Raw genomic sequence first — 19,560 nt, 5'->3', positions numbered from 1 at the left:
CCTCACCGCTGCAGCACGTACTCCCCAGGTGCGGGTGCCACCGCGTGCATCCCGCGCCCCCCGAGCTCGGGGGGCGCGTCGCGCAGGGGGCCGCTGCGCTCGCCGAGCCACGCGAGGTGGTCCGCCCACCACGAGCCGGCCACCGGCCGTGCCGTGGCCAGCCAGCGCCCGGCGTCGGGCGGTGTCGTCTCGGCGACCTGGAACTCGGCGTCGGGGTCGTCGGGCGGGCACACCACCGAGGCCGCGCGGCCGCCGGTGGAGAGCACGAACCGGCTGGTGCCCCCGAGCAGCCCCGTGGTGCGGTAGCAGGACCGCCACGTGTCCGAGCCGGCGCCGGCCACGACGTAGGTGTCCCGGTCGATCTTCGACAGATCGACCGCCGTGCCGAGCATCGCGGCCGCCCCGGGCGTCACCAGCGCGTTGTCCTGTGCCACGTCCACCAGGTCGCGGTGCAGGGCGGCCGGAACGCGGACCGTGTCGGCGAGCCAGGACAGCACCTCCGGTGCCGGTGCCGCAGGCCGGCCGGTGCCGTGGTGGGGCGCCCGGTTGGGCCGGAGGTCGTCCGGTTGCCGCCGGGCCAGCGCTGCCACGAGGCCGCTGCCGTCGAGATAGCCCAGCCGGGCCGACGCCGCCACGGCGCCACGCGCAGCGTCCGTGTCGTGGGTGCCGTGGTCCTCCTGGTCGAGCACGGACGCCGCGAACGTCACCGAGGCCACGCGCTGCTGGGCGCCGATGGCTGCGAGGTGCGCCAGCAGCATCGCGGTGACGGCGCCGCCCGACCAGGAGAAGGCCATCAGCGACGTACCGGAGGTGCGGGTGATGCGCTCGCACGCGTCGATCGCGTCGAGGACGGCGCGGCCGTAGGTGTCGAGGTCCCAGACGGCGTGCTCGGGGCCGGGGTTGCGCCACGACAGGAGGAACACCTGCTGGCCACCGCGGACGAGGTGCTCGACGATGCTGCGCCTGGGCGCCAGGTCGGCCAGGTAGTACCGGGTGGCCATCGGGGGCACGACCAGCAGGGGCAGGTCGCGCACCTCCTCGGTCTGAGGCAGGTACTGGATCAGCTCGGCGACCGGCGTGCGGAGAACGACGGCACCGGGAGTGGCGGCGACGTCCGTGCCCACCTCGAACCCGCAGCAGGCCCCCGGCGGGGCCGGCACGCGGGGAGACGCCGCGAGATCGCCTGCGCGGCGGACCACCCCGCGCACCGCGCTCTCGCCGCCGAGAACAGGCCGCCACACGGCCGGGTTGAGCAGGGTGTTGCTGGGTGCGAGGGCGTCGACGAGTGTGGTGACCGCGGCGCGGATCCGTTCGTCGTCAGGGCCGTCGAGCCGGGCGTCCGCGATGAGGTCGGCGGCGATGGCACCGGCCGCGATGTGGGCTTGCACGAAGCGGCGCAGCAGCGGGTTGTCCGACCACGCGGGGTCGGCGTAGCGCTCGTCCTGTGCGGAGGGGGCCAGCGTGGAGCGGCCCAGCCCGATCCGAGTCAGCTCCGCGGCGAGACCGGCGCCCCGGCGGGCCACCGTCAACGGGCGTCCGGCGAGCGCCGTCGCCATCCGCACCGCGGGAGCGAGAGGCAGATCCGGGCGTAGCGGAGCGGACGCGACGTCGGCGAACAGCATCTCGAGTCCGAGCGCGGCCTCGGCGGCGTCGAGGCGCGCCCCGCCGACGCCGCGATGCTCGTTGGTCATCTGCACCCCTCGTGATTCTGCAGTGCCCTGGTCCCGGCAGGTGGGTCGCGAACACAGGATGGACCACCCGGGCGACCATCGAGCGCGCGGGCGCCGACACGGCGCGGGGCACGGCGCGTCGCGCGGCTCCGCCCCGTTACGCTGACCAAGACCGTCGGCGGCCGGACCCGCCGTGATCCCCGCCCTGGGGCCCGCGCCGACGCGGGGGCCCGTGCGGGGCCGATCCCGAGCACAGCGTGCGCGACGTTGAGGGAGTTGTGTGTCCCAGGCCCAGCAGATCGCTCCTTCGTCGCGCCCGCTCCGGGCCTGGCAGCGCAGCGCACTCGCCCGGTACCTCGCCTCGGCACCTCGTGACTTCCTGGCGGTCGCCACACCTGGCGCGGGCAAGACGGCCTTCGCGCTGCGGGTGGCCGCGGAGCTGCTCGCCGACCGGGTGATCAACGCGGTGACGGTCGTCACGCCGACCGAGCACCTCAAGCACCAGTGGTCGGGCGCAGCGGCCCAGGTCGGCATCGCGATCGACCCCGACTTCCGCAACTCGACCGGTGGCACGTCCTCGGACTACACCGGGATCGCCGTCACCTACGCGGGTGTGGCGGCCCATCCGCTGCTGCACCGGGCCCGCACGGAGAACCGCCGCATGCTCGTCATCCTCGACGAGGTGCACCACGCCGGGGACGCCCGGTCCTGGGGTGACGCGGTCAAGGAGGCGTTCGACCCGGCCACCCGTCGGCTCACGCTCACGGGCACCCCGTTCCGCAGCGACGACAACCCCATCCCGTTCGTCGACTACCTGCCCGACGCCGAGGGGGCCCTGCGCAGCAGGGCCGACCACGCCTACGGGTACGCGGAGGCGCTCGCCGACGGTGTGGTCCGGCCCGTGGTCTTCATGGCCTACTCGGGCGTCTCGAGCTGGCGTACCAGCGCGGGAGAGGAGATCACCGCACGGCTCGGCGAGCCGATGACCGCTGAACAGACCGCGCGGGCGTGGCGCACCGCGCTCGATCCCGGCGGCGAGTGGATCCCGGCCGTGCTGACCGCAGCCGACAAGCGGCTGACCGGCCACCGGGCAGGCGGGATGCCCGACGCCGGCGGGCTCGTGATCGCCACCGACCAGACCACGGCCCGCGCCTACGCGGCCATCCTCACCGACGTGACGGGCACGCCGCCCGTGGTGGTGCTCTCCGACGAGCAGGGAGCCTCGGCCCGGATCGCCCGGTTCTCGGAGTCGGACGACCGCTGGATGGTCGCCGTGCGCATGGTCAGTGAGGGCGTCGACGTCCCGCGGCTCGCGGTCGGCGTCTACGCGACCAGTGCCTCCACCCCGCTGTTCTTCGCCCAGGCCGTCGGTCGCTTCGTCCGGTCCCGGCGGCAGGGGGAGACCGCATCGGTGTTCGTGCCGAGCGTCCCGGTGCTGCTCGGCCTGGCGAGCGAGCTCGAGGCCCAGCGTGACCATGTGCTCGGCAAGCCGCATCGCGCCGACGAGCAGTGGGACGACGAGCTGCTCGCCCAGGCGCAGCGCCAGGAGGACGAGCCGGGCGAGGACGAGAAGGCGTTCACCGCGCTGGGGGCGGAGGCCGAGCTCGACCAGCTGATCTACGAAGGCCGTTCGTTCTCGGCCGACGAGGAGGACTATCTCGGCCTGCCCGGGCTGCTCGAGCCCGAGCAGGTGCGCACGCTGCTCAGCCAGCGCCAGAAGGACTGGATGAGTCGCTCGCAGCGCGCTCAGGCGGCCGCGCCGCCGCCCCCGCCCGCCCCGCCCGCCGAACGGCCTCAGCTGTCGGTACGGGAGCAGCTGGGCGCCTTGCGCAAGGAGCTCAACACGCTCGTCGCTCTGCACCACCACCGCACGAACAAGCCACACGGCATGATCCACAACGAGCTCCGCAAGCTGTGTGGCGGACCGCCCACCGCGATGGCCAGCATCGAGCAGCTCGAGGAGCGCATCGCCACGCTGCGATCCTGGCGCTGACGGGGAGCAGGCGGCCCGGGACACGACAACGGGGCGGGAACCTGAGGTTCCCGCCCCGTTGTAGGTCGCTGTTGAAAGGGCCGGCTCAGCCGGCCCCTGTCAACTGCCTGACTGCACGTCGATCTCCAGTTCGCGGAGCTTGTCGGCGTGCGCCCTTGCGTGGTGACCGCAGAACAGCAACTCGCCGCCCGACGGCAACACAGCCCGAACCTTTGCGGCCGCTCCGCATCGGTCACAGCGGTCAGCGGCGGTCAACTCGGGCCGGGTCAGGGTTCCTGGCTGCATAGCGGTCTCCCTCCGTCTCGACGCCGGATGATCTCCGGCGCCGCTTGCTGTGACGACCGCTCGCGCGGTGCGTCCACACTCTCAGACGTACTGCACCCTGCACGTGTTCCCCGATTGCCCCGCAATAGAAGTCACGTGACCGAGCGTGGTCGGTCGAGTGGTCCTAGCGGTGGCGCCTCGGTGACTACCGCAGATTCAGTTGACTTGGAGTGAATGATGCGGTGCCTGGCGTGACACCGCAAGATGGCGCGTGTTAACACTCTTGGCGTGGCGGTTACTCTCTGCACATGACGTCCAGTGTGCGCAACCGGGTGCCGGCGCCAGCACTGTTCGTCGTCGGGGGTCTCTCGATGTATGTCGGAGCGGCCCTCGCGGTGGGGCTGTTCACCCGATTGTCGCCGTCCGCTGTCGCCATGTTACGGATGATTGGGGCCGCGGTTGTGCTCCTCGCCTGGCGCCGCCCGGCTCTCAGCGCATGGCGTGGGCCGCGGTTTCGCCAGGCTGTGGCGCTCGGCTTGGCCACGGCGTTGATGAACGTCACATTTTACGAGGCTATCGCCCGGCTCCCCCTCGGCACCGCGGTGGCGATCGAGTTCTGCGGACCGGTGGCCGTCGCCGCGGTGGCGTCGCGCGGCGCACGTGATCTCGGCGCGGTGGTGCTGGCGGCCGCCGGTGTGCTGCTCATCGCGGATGTGCGCTGGTCAGGCGGCCCTGCGGGGGTGCTGTGGGCGCTCGGGGCCGCGGCGCTGTGGGCCACCTACATCCTGCTGAGCAAGCGGGTGGCGAGGTCCGGCAACGGCCTCGACGACCTCGCGGTGGGGTTCACCGTGGCCGCTGTGGCGTTCTCCCCGCTCCTCCTGTTCGGTGGTCCGGAAGGCCCCGGAGCACTGCTCGACCCCGTGGTCCTGTTTCTCGGTCTCGGGGTGGGAGTGCTGGCCAGCGTGGTGCCCTACGTGCTCGACCAGGTGGTGCTGCGCAGGCTGGGCAGGGCCCGGTTCGCGGTGCTGCTGGCGTTACTGCCTGCCACCGCCACGGTCGTGGGCTTGGTCGGATTAGGCCAGATTCCGGGTATTCAGGAAGCGGTCGGTATCGCTGCGGTGATCCTGGCGGTCGCGCTCCGGTCACGGGAAGGTGACGAACCGGCAGCGGTCGGCGGCGGCTGATTTTGGTTACGAAGAGTGAATCGCCGAACGGTAACCAAGAGTGACCGGTTTGTCGGGTTTTGCGTGATCAGCCGCCGAATGGATGAATCATCGGCGACACGCCCGTGCAGCGGTGAGCGGCAGCGCGCCAGCAGATGAAGCAGCCGTGGAAGCGGCGTGCGCAACAGGGAAGTCATCTACCGAGGCTCGAGGCGACACGCCCGAGGGGCGAAGGGCCTGCCGCCGGACCTCGGCCCGCACGAGCGTGAGGAACCGGTACCGGCCTCCGCCGACCGCTTCCAGGAGGTGCACGCCGACCAGCGCCTCCAGGATCCGGCGGGCCTCCGTGCCCTCCACGCCGAGCAGGGGCGCCACCGCGGGGACGTCCAGCAGGTCGTGGTCGCACAGCGCTATCCGCCTGCAGGCCGCGACCAGCTCGGGGGCGAGCCTGCTCATCGCCCACTCGAACCGGGTGCTCGCGGCCCTGCGGTCCTCGTCGAGCAGCACCGGCGAAGCGAAGTCCTCGCGGATCTGCCGGTGCACCTCGTGCACCGTCTCCCGCGGCCTCGCGAGCAGCCGCGCGGCCGAGATCCGCACGGCGAGCGGCTGCGCGGAGCACTCGGCGACGATCCCCTCCGCGGCGCCGGGCTCCGCCCGGAGGCGCTCATGACCCGCCAGCCGTCCCAAGAGCGCCAGTGCGTCCTCGTCGGCGAGCGGGCCCACTGCCACCGAACGCAGCCCGGGGAGATCCATCAGGCGCCGCCAACTCGTCACGATCACCGCGGAGGACGGCGCGGCGGGCAGCAGCGGCAGCACCTGTTCGCTGCTGTCGGCGTCGTCGAGGACCACCAGGATCCTGCGTTCGGTGAGCAGGGTGCGCCACAGCGCGCTGCGCTCGCCCACCGCGGCCGGCAGCCGATCCCGGCCGATTCCGAAGGCTGCGAGGAACCCGGCGAGGATCTCGCCCGGGTCGACGGGTGGACAGCCCGGCCTGCTGAGCGTCGCGAAGAGCTGTCCGTCGCGGAAGTGGTGGCGCACGGACCGTGCGACGTGCGTCGCCAATGCGGTCTTGCCCATGCCGGTGAAGCCGGTGATCCCGACGAGCGCCGGACCGTCCGGGCACAGCAGGCGGTCGGTGATCCACGCGATCTCGGGGGAGCGCCCGACGAAGTCCGCCGTGTCCGCGGGCAGCTGTGCGGGCGTCGGCGTGGCGACCGGCTCCGTGAACGAGGCTGTGGGCGACCCGTCGCCGGCCAGGATGCCGGCGTGCAGCTCGCGCAGGCCCGCGCCCGGCTCGAGACCCAGTTCGTCCCGCAGCAGCCGCCGGATGTCCCGGTAGGCCTCCAGCGCCTCGGCCCGCTGCCCGGACCGGTGCAGCGCCAGGATCAGCAGCTCCCACAGCCGCTCGCGCAGCGGGTGCCGCGAGACCAGCGCGGTGAGCTCGGACACCGCCTCGACGTGGCAGCCCAGCTCGATGGACACCGCCAGCTCGTCCACCACCGCCGCCGAGCGCATCTGCTCCAGCTGCACCCGATGGGCGGTGGAACCGGGCCCGACCGCGCCGCTGAGCGGTGTGCCCTGCCACAGCGCCAGCCCGGCCCGCAGCCCCGCCGCGGCGCTCGACGCGTCGCCGCTGCGGAGGGCTTCGCGCGCCTTGTGGAGGTGGTGGCGGAAGCGGCCGACGTCCACCGCGAGTGGGTCCACCGCCAGCACGTAGCCGCCCCCGGTCGAGGTGATGAGGCCGGGCCCGCCGCCGCTGAGGATCCGGCGCAGCCGGTAGACGTACGTGCGGATCGTGCTCGCCGCTCCCCGGGGGACGTCGTCGCCCCACAGCTCGCGCGCGGCCTCGTCGACCGGCAGCGGCCGCCCCTCGCGCAGTAGCAGTACCGCGAGCATGGCCCGCTGCTGGCGGGACCCGAGATCGATCTCCAGGTCGCCCCGCCACGCCCGCACCTGGCCGAGCAGGGCGAATCTCAGTGCTGGGTCCACTGTCGTGTCCCTCCCCGTTCTCGCGCGACGCACCCGCCCCCACCAGTGGTGCGCGCCACGCGGCCCCTCATCGGCACTACGGCCGGGGCGGTGACCTCTGTTCACCGGGCCTGCACGAAACGGGCGCGGTGACGGCGATGCCCCAGGTCGGCGGGCCCGGAGGGCGGTCTGCTGTGCCGAGTGTCACGACGGTCCGGGCCGGATGGTGGGCCGAACGGCGGATCGAGTCGCCCGCGGTGCTCAGCCCGTCGAGCCGAGCCGCGGCGCGCGCTGCTGACGGCGCAGGGCCCGCCGCAGTGTCTCCTCGCTGCCCAGGCCGCTGCGCCGTGCTGCGCAAGCGATGCTCTCGCCGGAGAGGATGAGCGCCGAGGCCGCCTCCACCCGTACCGAGGCGACGTACTCCGCGGGCGTGCAGCCGACCTCCTCCTTGAACCGGCGGCTCAGGTGCCGAACGCTCAGCCCGGCGTGCCGGGCGAGGGCGGAGAGGCTGTGGTCGGCGGCGGGATCGGCGGCGATGCGATCGCACAGGTCGCGGAGCAGGCTGCGCCGCGGCCGGGCGGTACGGGCCGGCACCGACAGCTGCGGCTGTGCTCCGTGCCTGCGCATGAACAGGACGAGGTCCTGCGCGATCCGGTGGGCGAGGACGTCACCCTCGTCCTCCGCCACGAGCGCGAGCGCGAGGTCGATCCCGGCGGACACGCCCGCGGAGGTGAGGACCCGGCCGTCGCGGACGTAGATCGACTCCTCGTCCACGGTGACGGTGGGGAAGCGGCGCGCGAGGGTCGCCGTGTGGCGCCAGTGGGTGGTGGCCCGCAGCCCGTTCAGCAGCCCGATGCTGCCGAGGGCGAACGACCCTGCGCAGATCGACGTCACGCGCCGCGCGCCCGTGGCGAGCAGCCGGATCGCATCCAGCAACCCGGCGGGCGGCCCGGCCTCCACCAGGACCTCCCCACCGGGCACCACGAGCGTGTCGACGCGGCCGGCCGCGCGCGCCGGGCAGGTGACTCCGAGCCGCAGCCCGCCGGACGTGGTGACGTCCGCGCCGTCCGGCGAGCACACGGTGACGTCGTAGGGCGCTCCCATCGACCGGGCCACGTCGAACACCTCGAGCGGGCCGGTGACGTCGAGCAGCCGCACACCGTCGAAGACCAGGACGACGACAGCTCGCCGCCGGTTCGCCGGGGTGATGGGCATGGCGAAAGCCTATGTGGGGATCGGTGACCCCCCGGCCGGCTGTGGCCGGATCCGAGGCATTCCTGGCCGTCGTTGCGGCGACCGTTGCGGCCTTGTCACGCGGATGAAACGGCCGTTTCCGACGATCGCGTCGACGAGGAAAGGGGAGTGCGGATGTCGGGGAAGAATGCACTCGCGTTGAGCATCGGGGTGCTCGGGGCCGTCGCGGTGCTGCTCACCGGCGCGGTCGTGCTTGTTCCGGTGTGGGTGGTCTTCATCGCGTGGGCGTCGTTCTTCATCCTCGGTGGAGGCATGAAGGGGCTCGTGCGTTCCGTCGTGAGCAACCTGACCGGGCTGGTGATCGCGACGGTCACCCTGATGGTCAGCCAGGGCCTCGGCATGGGCCTGCTGCTCACCGCCGTGGCGGTGGGGGCGGGCAGTGCGGCCATGGTGCTGGTGTCGCGCGCATCGCTGCTCGGGGCGATCCCGGCGATCGTCTGGGGCTTCGCCTCCACGGTCGGCACCGTCGCCGTGACCGGACGCGGGGTCCTGACCGCCTCGATCGGGAACCCGGCGCTCATGGCCGCGGTCGCCCTCGTGCTCGGTGGCCTGTTCGGGATCGTGTCCGAGCGGGTGGCGCAGGTGCTCTCGGCGGAGCAGGCGAACCGGGCGGAGCCGTCACCGGAGGTCTCGGGATGACGTGGCGCCGGAGCCCGGGAGATGACGAGAAGAATCGGGCGTTCGTCGCGGCCGTTCGTGACCGGATCTGCGCCGATCACGTCCGATGGAAGCGACCTCCCGCCTCCGTGCGGCGTGAAACGATTCTCGCGATGAGTAGTGCGGAAACGGAAATGGGGTGCATGTGAAGCTTCAGCACCAACTGGGCGGACTGGAAGGTCTCGACGGCCCGCTGGACTTCGAGAAGCGGGTGTTCGTCCAGGAATGGGAGAAGCGGATATTCGGCATCCATGCCGCGATGATGGGGTTGTCCCGCTCGTTGCGCGACGCCTTACCCGAGTACGACATCGACGCCGTTCCGACGGCGTTCGCCAGCACCTGGACCTGGGCAGATCTGCGCAGCGGCGCTGAGGCGATGAACCCGTTCGCCTACTTCCAGTACCGCTACTACGAGAAGTGGCTCGGCGGAATCACCGCCTACCTGCTCGACAAGGGATACCTCACCCCGGAGGAGCTCGACGCCGCGACGAAGCGCTTCCGGGAGGACCCCGCCGCGCCGCTGCCGTCCGGCGAGAACCCCGCCGTCGACGACCAGGTCGTCCGGTACCTGCGCGAGGGCGACTCGCCCCGGCGCGGTCCGGCGGACCCGGCCTTCGCCGTGGGAGCTCACGTGACCGTTCGCAATCCGCCCGCGGTCGCCCACACCCGGTTGCCGGGATACCTGCGCGGATGCAGCGGCACCGTCGAGCGGGTCTTCGAGGGCAGCTACCGCTACTTCCACTCCACCGGCCCCGACGGCCTCGGCGAGCCGATGGCGGTCTACATCGTCCGTTTCGATCCCGCGCGGGTGTGGGGCACCGCCGCCGAACCCACCGGGGGCCGGCTGTACGCCGAGCTCTACGAGACCTACCTCGCCCCTGCCGACCAGGAAGGACAGCAGTGACCGCCCAGTTCGGCTACCCGAGTGACCGCGAGGAGACCAGCGCAGCGCAGGTGCGTGCGCTGGAGGCGCTCCTCATCGAGAAAGGCGTCATCACGAGCGGCACCGTCGACAAGGTGCTCGGCTACTTCGAGTCGGAGATGACCCCGCTCAACGGCCGGAAGATCGTCGCCCGGGCCTGGACCGACCCGGAGTTCGCGCGCAGGCTCGCCGCCGACACCCCCGCCGCCGTCGCCGAGCTCGACCTGCCCGACGGCATGTCGGGCGCCGAGGGTGAGCACATCGCCGCCGTCGTCAACGAGCCGGGGGTCCACAACCTGGTGATCTGCACGCTGTGTTCCTGCTTCCCCTGGCCGGTGCTCGGCTTGCCGCCCTACTGGTACAAGGATCCGGTCTTCCGGGCGCGCGCAGCCCGGGAACCGCGCAAGGTCCTGGCGGAGCTCGGCGTGGCACTTGACGACGACACCGAGGTGCGCGTGTGGGACTCCAGCGGCCACTCCCGCTGGTTCGTCGTGCCGGAGCGGCCGGCGGGCACGGAGGGGATGTCCGAAGCCCATCTCGCCGAACTGGTGACCACCGAGTCGATGATCGGCGTCGCGCTCGCCGACTCCCCGGCCGGACGGTGAGCGGGATGACCGACGTGAGCCCGGTGAAGCTGCACCCGTCCTGTGTCACCGATCGCAACCAGCCCGTGTTCGACGAGGAATGGCAGCGGCGCGCTTTCGGCCTCGCGGTCGCGCTGTCGGAGTTCGGCCATTATCCGTGGGTCGATTTCCAGCAGGAGCTGATCACGAAGATCGGAGCGTGGGAGGACGCACCCACCGACGCCCGCGGCCGGTGGGAGTACTACGAGCACTGGGTGGCGGCACTCGGCGCCGTGGTGCGCGAGCACGGCATTCTCGAGGACGGCTACGTCAACCCCGAGGACCGCGACTCCCACCCCTAGCAGGCCCGGCGCCGGGCACTTTCCCGGCTCGACGAACCCGCGTGGTTCACGCGGACACGGGCGGCCTTTCCCGGTTGACCGCGTCGAGCAGCCGCGTCGCGGCCACCGTCGTTCCGTCGGTGCGGATCGAGGCGGCCACGGTGGTCGCTCGTGCGCGGGTCTCGGGGGCCAGGGCCGTCGTGAGCGCGGCCGAGAGGGACTCGGTGGTCGGAGTCGGACCGTCGTGTGCCGCGCCGATGCCCAGGGCGGCCACCCGGGCGGCCCAGTACGGCTGGTCCGCCATCTGCGGTACCACCACCTGAGGCGCGCCGGCCCGGGCGGCGGTTGTCGTCGTGCCCGCGCCTCCGTGGTGGACGACGGCGGCCACCCGACGGAACAGTGCCTGCTGGTTGACCTCGCCGACAGCGAAGCAGTCGTCCTGGTCGTCGATCAGGGCCAGGTCGGCCCAGCCGCGGGAGACGAGTACGCGGCGGCCCTGCGCGCGGACCGCCTCGATGGCTGCCTGGGCGACGCCGTCCGAGTCGCGCATGGGCATGCTGCCGAAGCCCACGTACACCGGTGGTGTGCCGGCGTCCAGGAACGCCTCCACATCGGCCGGGAGGGAGCGTTCGTCCGGCCGGATCCACGCGCCGGTCTGCACCACGTCGAGGTCCGCAGGCTCCAGCCACGGGCCCAGGCTCGGGTCCGCCGCCAGCCACGGCTGGTCGGTGAGGACGTGGTCGAGGACGTTGTCCACCGGTGGCAGGCCGATCGACACCCGGTGGGTGTTGATCGACTCGCCGAACAGCGCGTTCACGTTCTCGGTGTTCAGGTTCCACAGCACGCGGTTGTCGGTCACCTCCGGTGGGAGCGGCCGGCCCGGCCACGCGTGCGGCGGGTGGTGCGGAGATGGCAGGTAGGACGGAAAGAACGCCACCCACACGTAGGGGATGTCCAGCTTCTCGGCCACCGCACGCGCGCCGGCCCCGGCCGGGATCAAGCCGGTCGCCACCACCGCATCACATCCCTCGGCCGCCGCGGCGACAGCGTCGTACGTCGCGGCGGTCAACGCGGCGGCGCGCTGGGACAGGCCCTCCGCCGGCAGCGGCGCCGTCCCGGTCACCGCCCCCTTCACCGTCGGGCGTACCGGCCGGCCGATCGGCACCAGTGGGACGCCGACACCGTTCAGCAGCTCCGCGAAGTCCGGCGGCGCGCACACCTGCACCTCCGAGCCGAGCGCCCGCAACTGCACCGCGAGCCCCACCATCGGTTCGACGTCCCCGCGCGACCCGTACGTCATCAACAACACACGCATTTCGCAACTCGCATTTCCCTGGATTCTGGCTTCGGCCGGCGATTCTGCGGCAGGACCAGGGTCTTGCCGCAAGCCCCCCGGTGAGCTATAAGTTGAAGTGGGAAGAGGCGGGTACTCCGCTTTCCATTCGTCGTCCGCTGTGGACGGACGCCGACGCCGCGCCCACCGAAGCCGCTACCAGCGCCGACACGAGACGTGTGCGAATTCGTTTCGCAACTGAGTTCAGGAATTCTCGGGTGACCCGCAGGTGACGCGCGACGAGTCAGCGCGGCGCCACCGGGAGCACCACCCGCGACCGCCCGTCCACACCGATCGTCCGGTGCGACGGGCGCAGGGCGGTGCCGCTCTCCGCGGGCTCACCCGTGCCGAGGTTGCGCGCGAAGCGGGGGTGAGCGCCGCCGGCGACCAGCAGCCGGATCCGGTGCCCCGCCGCGAACCGATGAGCCATCGCGTCGAGGGTCACTCGCACCACCTGCCCGGCCGGCTCCTGCTCGGCCGGATCCGGGGGGCCGAGCCGCACGAACCCGTCGGAGACGTTGCGGGACCGGCCCTTGGCGTCGACGTCGCAGATCCGCACGAACACGTCGGCGTGGGGGTTGTCGCTGGTGTGCGCGAGCTCGACGACCGGGCGGCCGACGACCTCCAGGTCCGTCTCGAGCACCGGCCCGGTGAAGGTGGCGACGTCGGGCCGGGCCTCGAGGGCGCGGTTGTCCTGCACCCCGTTCGCTCCGGTGAGGATCCGGCCGCCGAGGGCAGGCGTGGGGTGGCCGGGGTCGTAGGTGAAGGTGGCCGCGGCCGCGCCCGGGGCCGGCTCACGCGCTCCCAACCCCCCGGCGGGCTGCAGGTACAACACCTGCTCGCTCGCGGGTGGCGGCCACTCCGGCAGGCCGCGCCACCCGCCGTCGGCACCGCCGACGTGGATGCGGACGGGGGCGGGCCTGCGCCTGCCCGGGCGGCCGGCGAGGTGCTCGCCCAGCCAGTCCAGGGTCTCCCGGCCGATGGTGCCGCCGGCCTTGCCCATGAGGTCGGTGTGCGTCCACGGGCCGACGGTGAGGGCGACGTCGAGGCCGCGGCGGTGCAGGTGCTCGTACCCGTCGAGGGTCTGGTCGAGGAACAGGTCCTGCCAGCCGCCGACGAGCAGCACCGGCACCTGCACCCGGTCCAGCGCCGCGTCGAGCCGCATGTTCGCCCAGAGCGGGTCGCTCGCCTCCGGTCGCGACGCCCACTCCCGGTACCAGGGCGCGCGGCCGTTCAACAGCGCATCCCCGGCCGCGACGAGGGGCAGGTCGTGGAACGCGGGCCGAAGCCTGCGCCCCGCGGTCACGCCCCGCACGACTGCGGCCGGGAAGCCGGTGTCCTCCTGGTGGGCGACCATCTCGCTCCACCGGAAGAAGTCGGCGAGGGAGAACGCCCCTGCCCCGTACACCGCGCGGTGGAAGTCGTGCGGGCCCATGCTGATCACGGCCGTGCGGAGCTCGGGCGGCGGATCCATGAGCAGCGCCCACTGCGTGAACCCGAGGTAGGACGGTCCGAGTGTGGCGAGCCTGCCGTCGAACCAGGGTTGCTCCCGCAGCCAGCCCACCGTGTCGTGGCCGTCGGCGATCTCGTGCTGCATCGGGGCGAACGTGTCGCCCGAACCGAAGGTGCCCCGGCAGCTCTGCAGGAGCACGTGGTAGCCGCGCAGTGCGTACATGCGGGCGGAGAGCAGGGCGAAGAACGAGCTCCGGCCGTACGGGCCGCGCACCAGCACCGTGCCGTTCCCGGGCGACTCGGTGGGGGCGTAGTGGTCGGCGATGAGCTCCACGCCGTCGCGCATCGGGACGCGCAGGCCGCGGGTCACCGCGTAGCCCGTTTCCTCCGGCCGCCGCAGCAGTGCGGAGACGACCCGGTCGACGAGTCGCGCGGCGCGCCCGGGTGGGCTCGTGACCGGGCTCGGCTGCGCTGTCGTCGTCATCGCTCTCCTCGTGGTGAACCGGTGATCCCGTCGCAGGGGCGGCGTCGTGTGTACCGCAGGAGAGCGGTGGCGGGCCAGCGGTCGACAACGAGCCGACGGTCACCGAAACCAAGATCTTTACGGTGACGGTCGCAACAAATCGGGGTCGCCGTCACGAAACTGTGACCTCACAGTGATCACTTAAACGATCCAGTGTGCTTGGCGCCACTCCATTGAGCGACATACGTTGTTCGTCGCAACATTTCCCCGCATCCGGCGGGGATCCCCGACGATGTGGAAGGACGACCATGCGCATCAGGAGAGCCGCGCTCGCGGCCGCGGGGCTGGGGCTCGCCCTCACGCTCGCAGCATGCGGCCAGAACGCCGCCGCCCCGTCGGCGCCCCCCTCGAGCTCCGCTCCGACCGGCGGGACGAAGGTCGGCGTGATCCTCCCGGAGACCGCCAGCTCCGCCCGGTGGGAGGGCTTCGACAAGCCGCTGCTCACCGCAGCGATGCAGGCGCAGGGGCTCGACGCCGACATCCAGAACGCGCAGGGGGACGAGCAGAAGTTCTCGACCCTAGCGGACGGCATGATCTCCAGCGGCGTGAAGGTGCTGGTCATCGCCTCGATCAGCAGTGAGTCCGGTGCCGCCGTGGCCGCGAAGGCCAAGGCCCAGGGCATCCCCGTGATCGACTACGACCGCCTCAACCTCGGCGGCACCAGCGACTACTACGTCTCGTTCGACAACACCAAGGTCGGCGAGCTGCAGGGCCAGGGTCTCGCCCAGGCGCTGAGCGGCAAGCAGGGCGCCCAGGTGATCGAGATCGAGGGTGCGCCGACCGACAACAACGCCACCCTCTTCTACAACGGCCAGCAGAACGTGCTGAAGCCGATGTACGGCGACGGCGCCCTCAAGCTGGTGCAGTCGCAGCCCATCGACAACTGGGACAACCAGCAGGGCGGCACGACCTTCGAGCAGATCCTCACGAGCAACGGCGGCAAGGTCGACGGCGTGGTCGCGGCCAACGACGGTCTCGCCGGCGCGATCATCACCGTGCTCACCAAGTACGGCCTCAACGGCAAGGTGCCGGTGACCGGCCAGGACGCCACTCCCGACGGCCTGCAGGCCATCCTGCGCGGCGACCAGTACATGACGGTCTACAAGCCGATCGACCAGGAGGCCGAGTCCACGGCCAAGCTCGCCGCCGCCCTCGCGAAGGGTGACACGGCCGCCGCCGACGCGATCGCCACCCAGACGGAGAAGGACCCGACGGGCAACCGCGACGTGAAGTCGGTGCTGCTGACCCCGCAGCTCATCACCAAGGACAACGTGAAGTCCGTGGTCGACGCCGGAGCCGTCAAGGCCTCCGAGATCTGCGTCGCGGCCACCCAGGCCGCCTGCGACCAGCTCGGCATCAAGTAACCCTCGACCCCTCGTGGGCGGATACGAGTGGGGCCCCCTGACACTCGTATCCGCCCACGGGCACCGGAGGTGCCCGTATGACTGATCCGATCCTGCAGCTGCGCGGGGTGAACAAGAGCTTCGGCGCCGTCCAGGTGCTGCACGACGTCGACCTCACCGTCCGCGCCGGTGAGGTCACCGCGCTGGTCGGGGACAACGGTGCCGGCAAGTCGACGCTCGTGAAGTGCGTCGCCGGCATCCACCCGATCGACAGTGGCGAGGTGCTCTTCGAGGGCAGGCCGGTGACGCTCAACGCGCCCACCGACGCCTCGAAGCTCGGCATCGAGGTCGTCTACCAGGACCTCGCACTGGCGGACAACCTCGACATCGTCCAGAACATGTTCCTCGGCCGGGAGCGCGGCAAGTCGTGGCTCCTCGACGAGGCCGACATGGAGCAGGCCGCCCGGCGCACGCTCGCGTCGCTGTCGGTGCGCACGGTGACGTCCGTGCGGATGCCGGTGGCGGCCCTGTCCGGCGGACAGCGCCAGACCGTCGCCATCGCCAAGGCGGTGCTCTGGGACTCCAAGGTCGTGCTGCTCGACGAGCCCACGGCCGCGCTGGGCGTCGCCCAGACCCGTCAGGTGCTCGACCTCATCCGGCGACTCGCCGAGCAAGGCCTCGGTGTCGTGCTGATCAGCCACAACATGGCCGACGTCTTCGAGGTCTCCGACCGCATCGCCACCCTGTACCTGGGCCGGATGGTCGCCCAGGTTCCCACCAAGGACATCACCAACACGCAGGCCGTCGAGTTGATCACCGCGGGCCGTTCCGGGGATCTCGGCCTGCAGCGACCCGAGAGCGTGACGGTCTGATGACGGCACCCACCGAGGGCCCCGAGGCCCAGACGGAGAAGGCTGCCCCGAGCAGCGGGGCGAGCGCGGCCGAGCGGGCCGCGCCCGCCTCCTCGCGAGCGGCCGACTTCGGCATCGACACCACGGCGCGGAGCACGGGCGAGGCGATCCGTGGCTACCTGACCAACCTTCGCGGCGGCGACCTGGGCGCCCTACCGGCCCTGCTCGGCCTGCTGGCGCTCTTCATCCTGTTCACGGTGCTCGCGCCGGACACGTTCCCGAGCCTGCTGAACCTCGCCAACCTCCTCCAGCAGGGCGCCGGGCAGACCATCATCGCGATGGGACTGGTGTTCGTCCTGCTCACCGGGGAGATCGACCTGGCGGCCGGCACGGCGTCCGGGCTCACCGCTGCGGTGATGGCGCTGCACCTGGTGAGCCACGGCAACCTGCTCGGCGCGATGGGCACGCCCGTCTTCCTGCTGTTCGCCGCGGTGATCGTCGTCGCGATCGTGCTGGCGGTGCTGCTGCGGATCTGGGCGGGTGCGGTGGCCTCCGCAGGAGCGCTGCTGCTTCTTCTCATCGGGTTCGCCCCGAACCCGTGGCTCGAGATGCTGCTCGCCGTGCTGGTGGGCGTCGTGATCGGCTGCCTCACCGGTTTCCTCGTCGCGAAGGTCGGCATGCCGTCGTTCGTCGTGACGCTGGCGTTGTTCATCGCCTGGCAGGGCGTGATCCTGCAGCTCATCGGCGACGGCGGCACGCTCGGGCTACGCGACCCGGTGATCAACGCGGTGGCCAACGGCAACCTCTCGACACTGGGCAGCTGGATTCTGTTCGTCGTGGCCGCAGGTGGTTACACCGCGGTCATGCTCAACCGTCAGGTCTCCCGGCGCAGGCTCGGTCTCGTCGCCCAGCCGACGGGTCTCGTCCTGATCAAGACCGGCGCCGTGGTCGTGCTCGCCGCGGTGGCGACCTACCTGCTGACCGTGAACCGTTCGCCGGGCCAGCTGGTGATCTCGGGCGTGCCCTACGTGGTGCCGATCGTGCTCGTGCTGCTCGTCGTCGGTACCTACGTCCTCGACCGCACGCGCTTCGGCCGGCACGTCTACGCGGTCGGTGGCAACCGTGAGGCCGCGCGCCGCGCCGGCATCGACGTGGTCCGCATCCGGGCGTCGGTGTTCGTGATCTCCACGGCCTTCGCGGCCATCGGCGCGATCATCTACTCGTCGAAGGTCGGCTCGGTGTCGCCGAGCGCGGGTGGCGGCAACACGCTGCTGTTCGCGGTCGGTGGGGCCGTGATCGGCGGGACGTCGCTGTTCGGTGGCCGTGGGCGCCTGAGCAACGCGGTGATCGGTGGTGCGGTGCTGGCCACGGTGAACAACGGACTGGGCCTGCTCGGCCAGCCCGCGTCCGTCGTCTTCCTCGTCAACGGGATCGTGCTGCTCCTCGCGGCGGGTGTGGACGTGCTGTCGCGGCGGCGTTCGGCGGTCGCCACCAGGTGAACCGCACCTGGGGCGGCGACGGTGGCGGCGGTCCGTCCGCCGCCACCGCGGGCGCCCGGCCGGACGAGGCCAGGCGGCACAACCGCGCAGCGTTGCTGCGGCGCCTGCACGTCGACGGTCCGTGCACGCGAGCCACCCTCGCCAGCGAGCTCGGGCTCAACCGCAGCACGATCAAGGCGGTGGTCGACGGCCTCGCCGAGGCCGGTGTGGTCACCGAGGCACTACCGGTGCAGCGCAACGGCGCCGGACGTCCGTCGCTGATGGTGCTCCCCGAGCCGGAGGCCGCCGTGGTGCTGGCCGTGGACGTGCGGGTGGAGCAGGTGTCGATGTCGATGGTCGGCATCGGCGGACAGATGCTCGGGCGCCACAGCTGGAACCTGCACCACCGCACCCGCACGCCGGGCGAGGTGATCACCCACGTCGCCGAGTCGGCTCAGCTGCTCTCCGAGGAGCTGGCCGTCACGGCCCAGGGGGTGGGGGTGTCGGTGCCGGGTGTGGTCCGCAGTGACGACGGTTTCGTGCACGAGGCGCCCAACCTCGGCTGGCGTGACGTCGCACTGGGCCGCAGGCTCGGCGCGGTGCTGAAGGTCCCCGTGCAGGTGGCGAACGACGCCGAGCTCGGGGCCCTCGCCGAGCACGTCCGTGGGGACGCACGTGACGTCGACGACCTGGTCTACATCTCCGCCGACAAGGGGGTGGGCGGCGGCGTGATCTCCGCGGGCCGTCCCCTGCGCGGCACCCGCGGCTATGTCGGCGAGATCGGGCACCTCGTCGTCCGGCCCGGCGGGCGGCCCTGCTACTGCGGGTCCCGCGGTTGCTGGGAGACGGAGGTGGGGGAGGCGGCGCTGTGCCGGGCGCTCGGGCTCCCCGAGGACGCCCCCCGCGGCGTGGTGGTGGCGGAGCTCCGGTCACTCGAGGGCGCCGAGCAGCCCGGCAGGCTCGACGACTTCGCGACATGGCTCGCCACGGGGCTGATCACGGTGGTGAACATGATGGCGCCCGAGCTGGTGGTGCTCGGTGACCTGTTCACGGCGCTGCCCCCGGCCGTGGTCGCGAAGGTCCGGACGATGGTGCACGAGCGCAGCCTCGTGAGCCGCGCGGTGGGAGGCACGCGGATCGAGACGAGCCCCCTCGGCCGTGACGCGAAGCTGGTCGGCGCTGCCGAACTGGCCTTCGAACCGGTCCTCGTAGCGGTCTGAGCGGCGGCGCGGTCCGCGATCCAACGGCCAGGTTCACGCCACTCGACGGGCCGGCGTCGAATCCTGTTCCCCGCCGGACTTCTCCGCAGTGGGCGCCTTCCGGCCGAGCCCGAACAGGGTCAGCACCGCGGAAACGATGATCGAGATGGCGATGCTCAGGAATCCGGCCCCGACGAGTTTCTCCTGCCACGGCTTTCCGGTGTGGCCCGCCGACGAGATCGGATTCGCGGCGGCGGTGCCGAGCGCCGCGCCGAGGGTGGTGAACAACCAGTTGCCGTACGTGCCGTAGAGAGCTGACGCTCGGGCCGCCTGGTCTGCCCGCCGCGGCAGTTTGACGTAGCCCCAGACAGCGCCGAGCGCGATCAGGAAGGTGCCGTTCATCACGCCCTCCAGATGCGCGGACACTCCCATTCGCATGTTCTTGAAACGGCGCTCGAGAAGGCCGGTCACCAGCCCGATGAGAAAGAGGAACATGCCGTGCCACATCATTCGCCGGTCACCTGACTGCATGTAGGTCTCCTCGTGAAGATCAGAGTGTGGTGTGGTCGATCACGACTCGATGAAG

17 protein-coding genes are annotated in these 19,560 nt (G+C 71.8%); 10 read left to right on the top strand and 7 right to left on the bottom strand.

Annotated elements, in window-relative coordinates:
- Window positions 1-2 precede the first annotated feature (2 nt).
- A complete protein-coding gene (locus ABD743_RS21925) occupies window positions 3-1,691 on the bottom strand; it encodes a PHA/PHB synthase family protein (RefSeq protein WP_344724022.1) in 1,689 nt (562 codons plus the stop codon).
- 259 nt (window positions 1,692-1,950) lie between these two features.
- On the opposite strand from ABD743_RS21925, the gene ABD743_RS21920 reads away from it, so the two are divergent.
- Window positions 1,951-3,663: a DEAD/DEAH box helicase gene (locus ABD743_RS21920; protein WP_344724021.1), complete on the top strand. Its 1,713-nt coding sequence runs from the start codon at window positions 1,951-1,953 to the stop codon at window positions 3,661-3,663.
- A gap of 99 nt (window positions 3,664-3,762) precedes the next feature.
- Here ABD743_RS21920 and ABD743_RS21915 read toward each other — a convergent pair whose 3' ends face one another.
- Window positions 3,763-3,948 carry a DUF7455 domain-containing protein gene (locus ABD743_RS21915; protein WP_241039338.1) on the bottom strand — a complete coding sequence of 62 codons (186 nt, stop codon included), beginning with the start codon at window positions 3,946-3,948 and terminating at the stop codon, window positions 3,763-3,765.
- 287 nt (window positions 3,949-4,235) lie between these two features.
- Between ABD743_RS21915 and ABD743_RS21910 the strand changes: the two genes are divergently transcribed.
- Window positions 4,236-5,111 carry an EamA family transporter gene (locus ABD743_RS21910; protein WP_344724020.1) on the top strand — a complete coding sequence of 292 codons (876 nt, stop codon included), beginning with the start codon at window positions 4,236-4,238 and terminating at the stop codon, window positions 5,109-5,111.
- Window positions 5,112-5,198: 87 nt separating this feature from the next.
- Here the strand turns inward: ABD743_RS21910 and ABD743_RS21905 are convergent, their stop codons facing one another.
- Complete coding sequence (locus ABD743_RS21905; RefSeq protein WP_344724019.1) at window positions 5,199-7,079, bottom strand: AfsR/SARP family transcriptional regulator; 1,881 nt, start codon at window positions 7,077-7,079, stop codon at window positions 5,199-5,201.
- A 240-nt stretch (window positions 7,080-7,319) separates the two neighbouring features.
- A complete protein-coding gene (locus ABD743_RS21900) occupies window positions 7,320-8,273 on the bottom strand; it encodes a GlxA family transcriptional regulator (protein ID WP_344724018.1) in 954 nt (317 codons plus the stop codon).
- 153 nt (window positions 8,274-8,426) lie between these two features.
- Here ABD743_RS21900 and ABD743_RS21895 point away from each other — a divergent pair, with 153 nt between their 5' ends.
- The 4 genes from ABD743_RS21895 (at window position 8,427) to ABD743_RS21880 (ending at window position 10,816) form a co-directional block, all read left to right on the top strand.
- Window positions 8,427-8,951 carry a DUF1097 domain-containing protein gene (locus ABD743_RS21895; protein WP_344724017.1) on the top strand — a complete coding sequence of 175 codons (525 nt, stop codon included), beginning with the start codon at window positions 8,427-8,429 and terminating at the stop codon, window positions 8,949-8,951.
- A gap of 163 nt (window positions 8,952-9,114) precedes the next feature.
- Entirely contained in the window at window positions 9,115-9,873 is a 759-nt protein-coding gene (gene nthB / locus ABD743_RS21890; RefSeq protein WP_344724016.1) for a nitrile hydratase subunit beta, read from the top strand.
- Window positions 9,870-10,496: a nitrile hydratase subunit alpha gene (gene nthA, locus ABD743_RS21885; protein WP_344724015.1), complete on the top strand. Its 627-nt coding sequence runs from the start codon at window positions 9,870-9,872 to the stop codon at window positions 10,494-10,496. Before nthB ends, nthA begins: the two co-directional genes overlap by 4 nt.
- Window positions 10,497-10,501: 5 nt before the next feature.
- On the top strand, window positions 10,502-10,816 hold the full coding sequence (locus ABD743_RS21880) for a nitrile hydratase accessory protein (protein WP_344724014.1): 315 nt from the start codon (window positions 10,502-10,504) through the stop codon (window positions 10,814-10,816).
- A gap of 46 nt (window positions 10,817-10,862) precedes the next feature.
- Here the strand turns inward: ABD743_RS21880 and ABD743_RS21875 are convergent, their stop codons facing one another.
- Both ABD743_RS21875 and ABD743_RS21870 read right to left on the bottom strand, forming a co-directional pair.
- On the bottom strand, window positions 10,863-12,110 hold the full coding sequence (locus ABD743_RS21875; RefSeq protein WP_344724013.1) for a glycosyltransferase: 1,248 nt from the start codon (window positions 12,108-12,110) through the stop codon (window positions 10,863-10,865).
- A 262-nt stretch (window positions 12,111-12,372) separates the two neighbouring features.
- Entirely contained in the window at window positions 12,373-14,064 is a 1,692-nt protein-coding gene (locus ABD743_RS21870; RefSeq protein ID WP_344724012.1) for a CocE/NonD family hydrolase, read from the bottom strand.
- Window positions 14,065-14,351: 287 nt separating this feature from the next.
- On the opposite strand from ABD743_RS21870, the gene ABD743_RS21865 reads away from it, so the two are divergent.
- The 4 genes from ABD743_RS21865 (at window position 14,352) to ABD743_RS21850 (ending at window position 18,995) form a co-directional block, all read left to right on the top strand.
- Window positions 14,352-15,467 (top strand): sugar ABC transporter substrate-binding protein, encoded by a 1,116-nt coding sequence (locus tag ABD743_RS21865; RefSeq protein ID WP_344724011.1) that lies wholly within the window; start codon window positions 14,352-14,354, stop codon window positions 15,465-15,467.
- 77 nt (window positions 15,468-15,544) lie between these two features.
- Window positions 15,545-16,318 (top strand): ATP-binding cassette domain-containing protein, encoded by a 774-nt coding sequence (locus ABD743_RS21860; protein ID WP_241039348.1) that lies wholly within the window; start codon window positions 15,545-15,547, stop codon window positions 16,316-16,318.
- Window positions 16,318-17,796, top strand: coding sequence for a sugar ABC transporter permease (locus tag ABD743_RS21855; protein ID WP_344724010.1), 1,479 nt, complete (start codon window positions 16,318-16,320; stop codon window positions 17,794-17,796). Before ABD743_RS21860 ends, ABD743_RS21855 begins: the two co-directional genes overlap by 1 nt.
- Entirely contained in the window at window positions 17,793-18,995 is a 1,203-nt protein-coding gene (locus ABD743_RS21850) for an ROK family protein (RefSeq protein WP_344724009.1), read from the top strand. Before ABD743_RS21855 ends, ABD743_RS21850 begins: the two co-directional genes overlap by 4 nt.
- Window positions 18,996-19,028: 33 nt before the next feature.
- On the opposite strand, the gene ABD743_RS21845 is transcribed toward ABD743_RS21850, so the two are convergent.
- Window positions 19,029-19,505 (bottom strand): styrene oxide isomerase, encoded by a 477-nt coding sequence (locus tag ABD743_RS21845; RefSeq protein ID WP_344724008.1) that lies wholly within the window; start codon window positions 19,503-19,505, stop codon window positions 19,029-19,031.
- Window positions 19,506-19,560 lie beyond the last annotated feature (55 nt).

The sequence above is a fragment of the Pseudonocardia yunnanensis genome (assembly GCF_039534065.1).
Lineage (GTDB): Bacteria > Actinomycetota > Actinomycetes > Mycobacteriales > Pseudonocardiaceae > Pseudonocardia > Pseudonocardia yunnanensis.
This window is presented reverse-complemented; position numbering and strand designations above follow the sequence as displayed.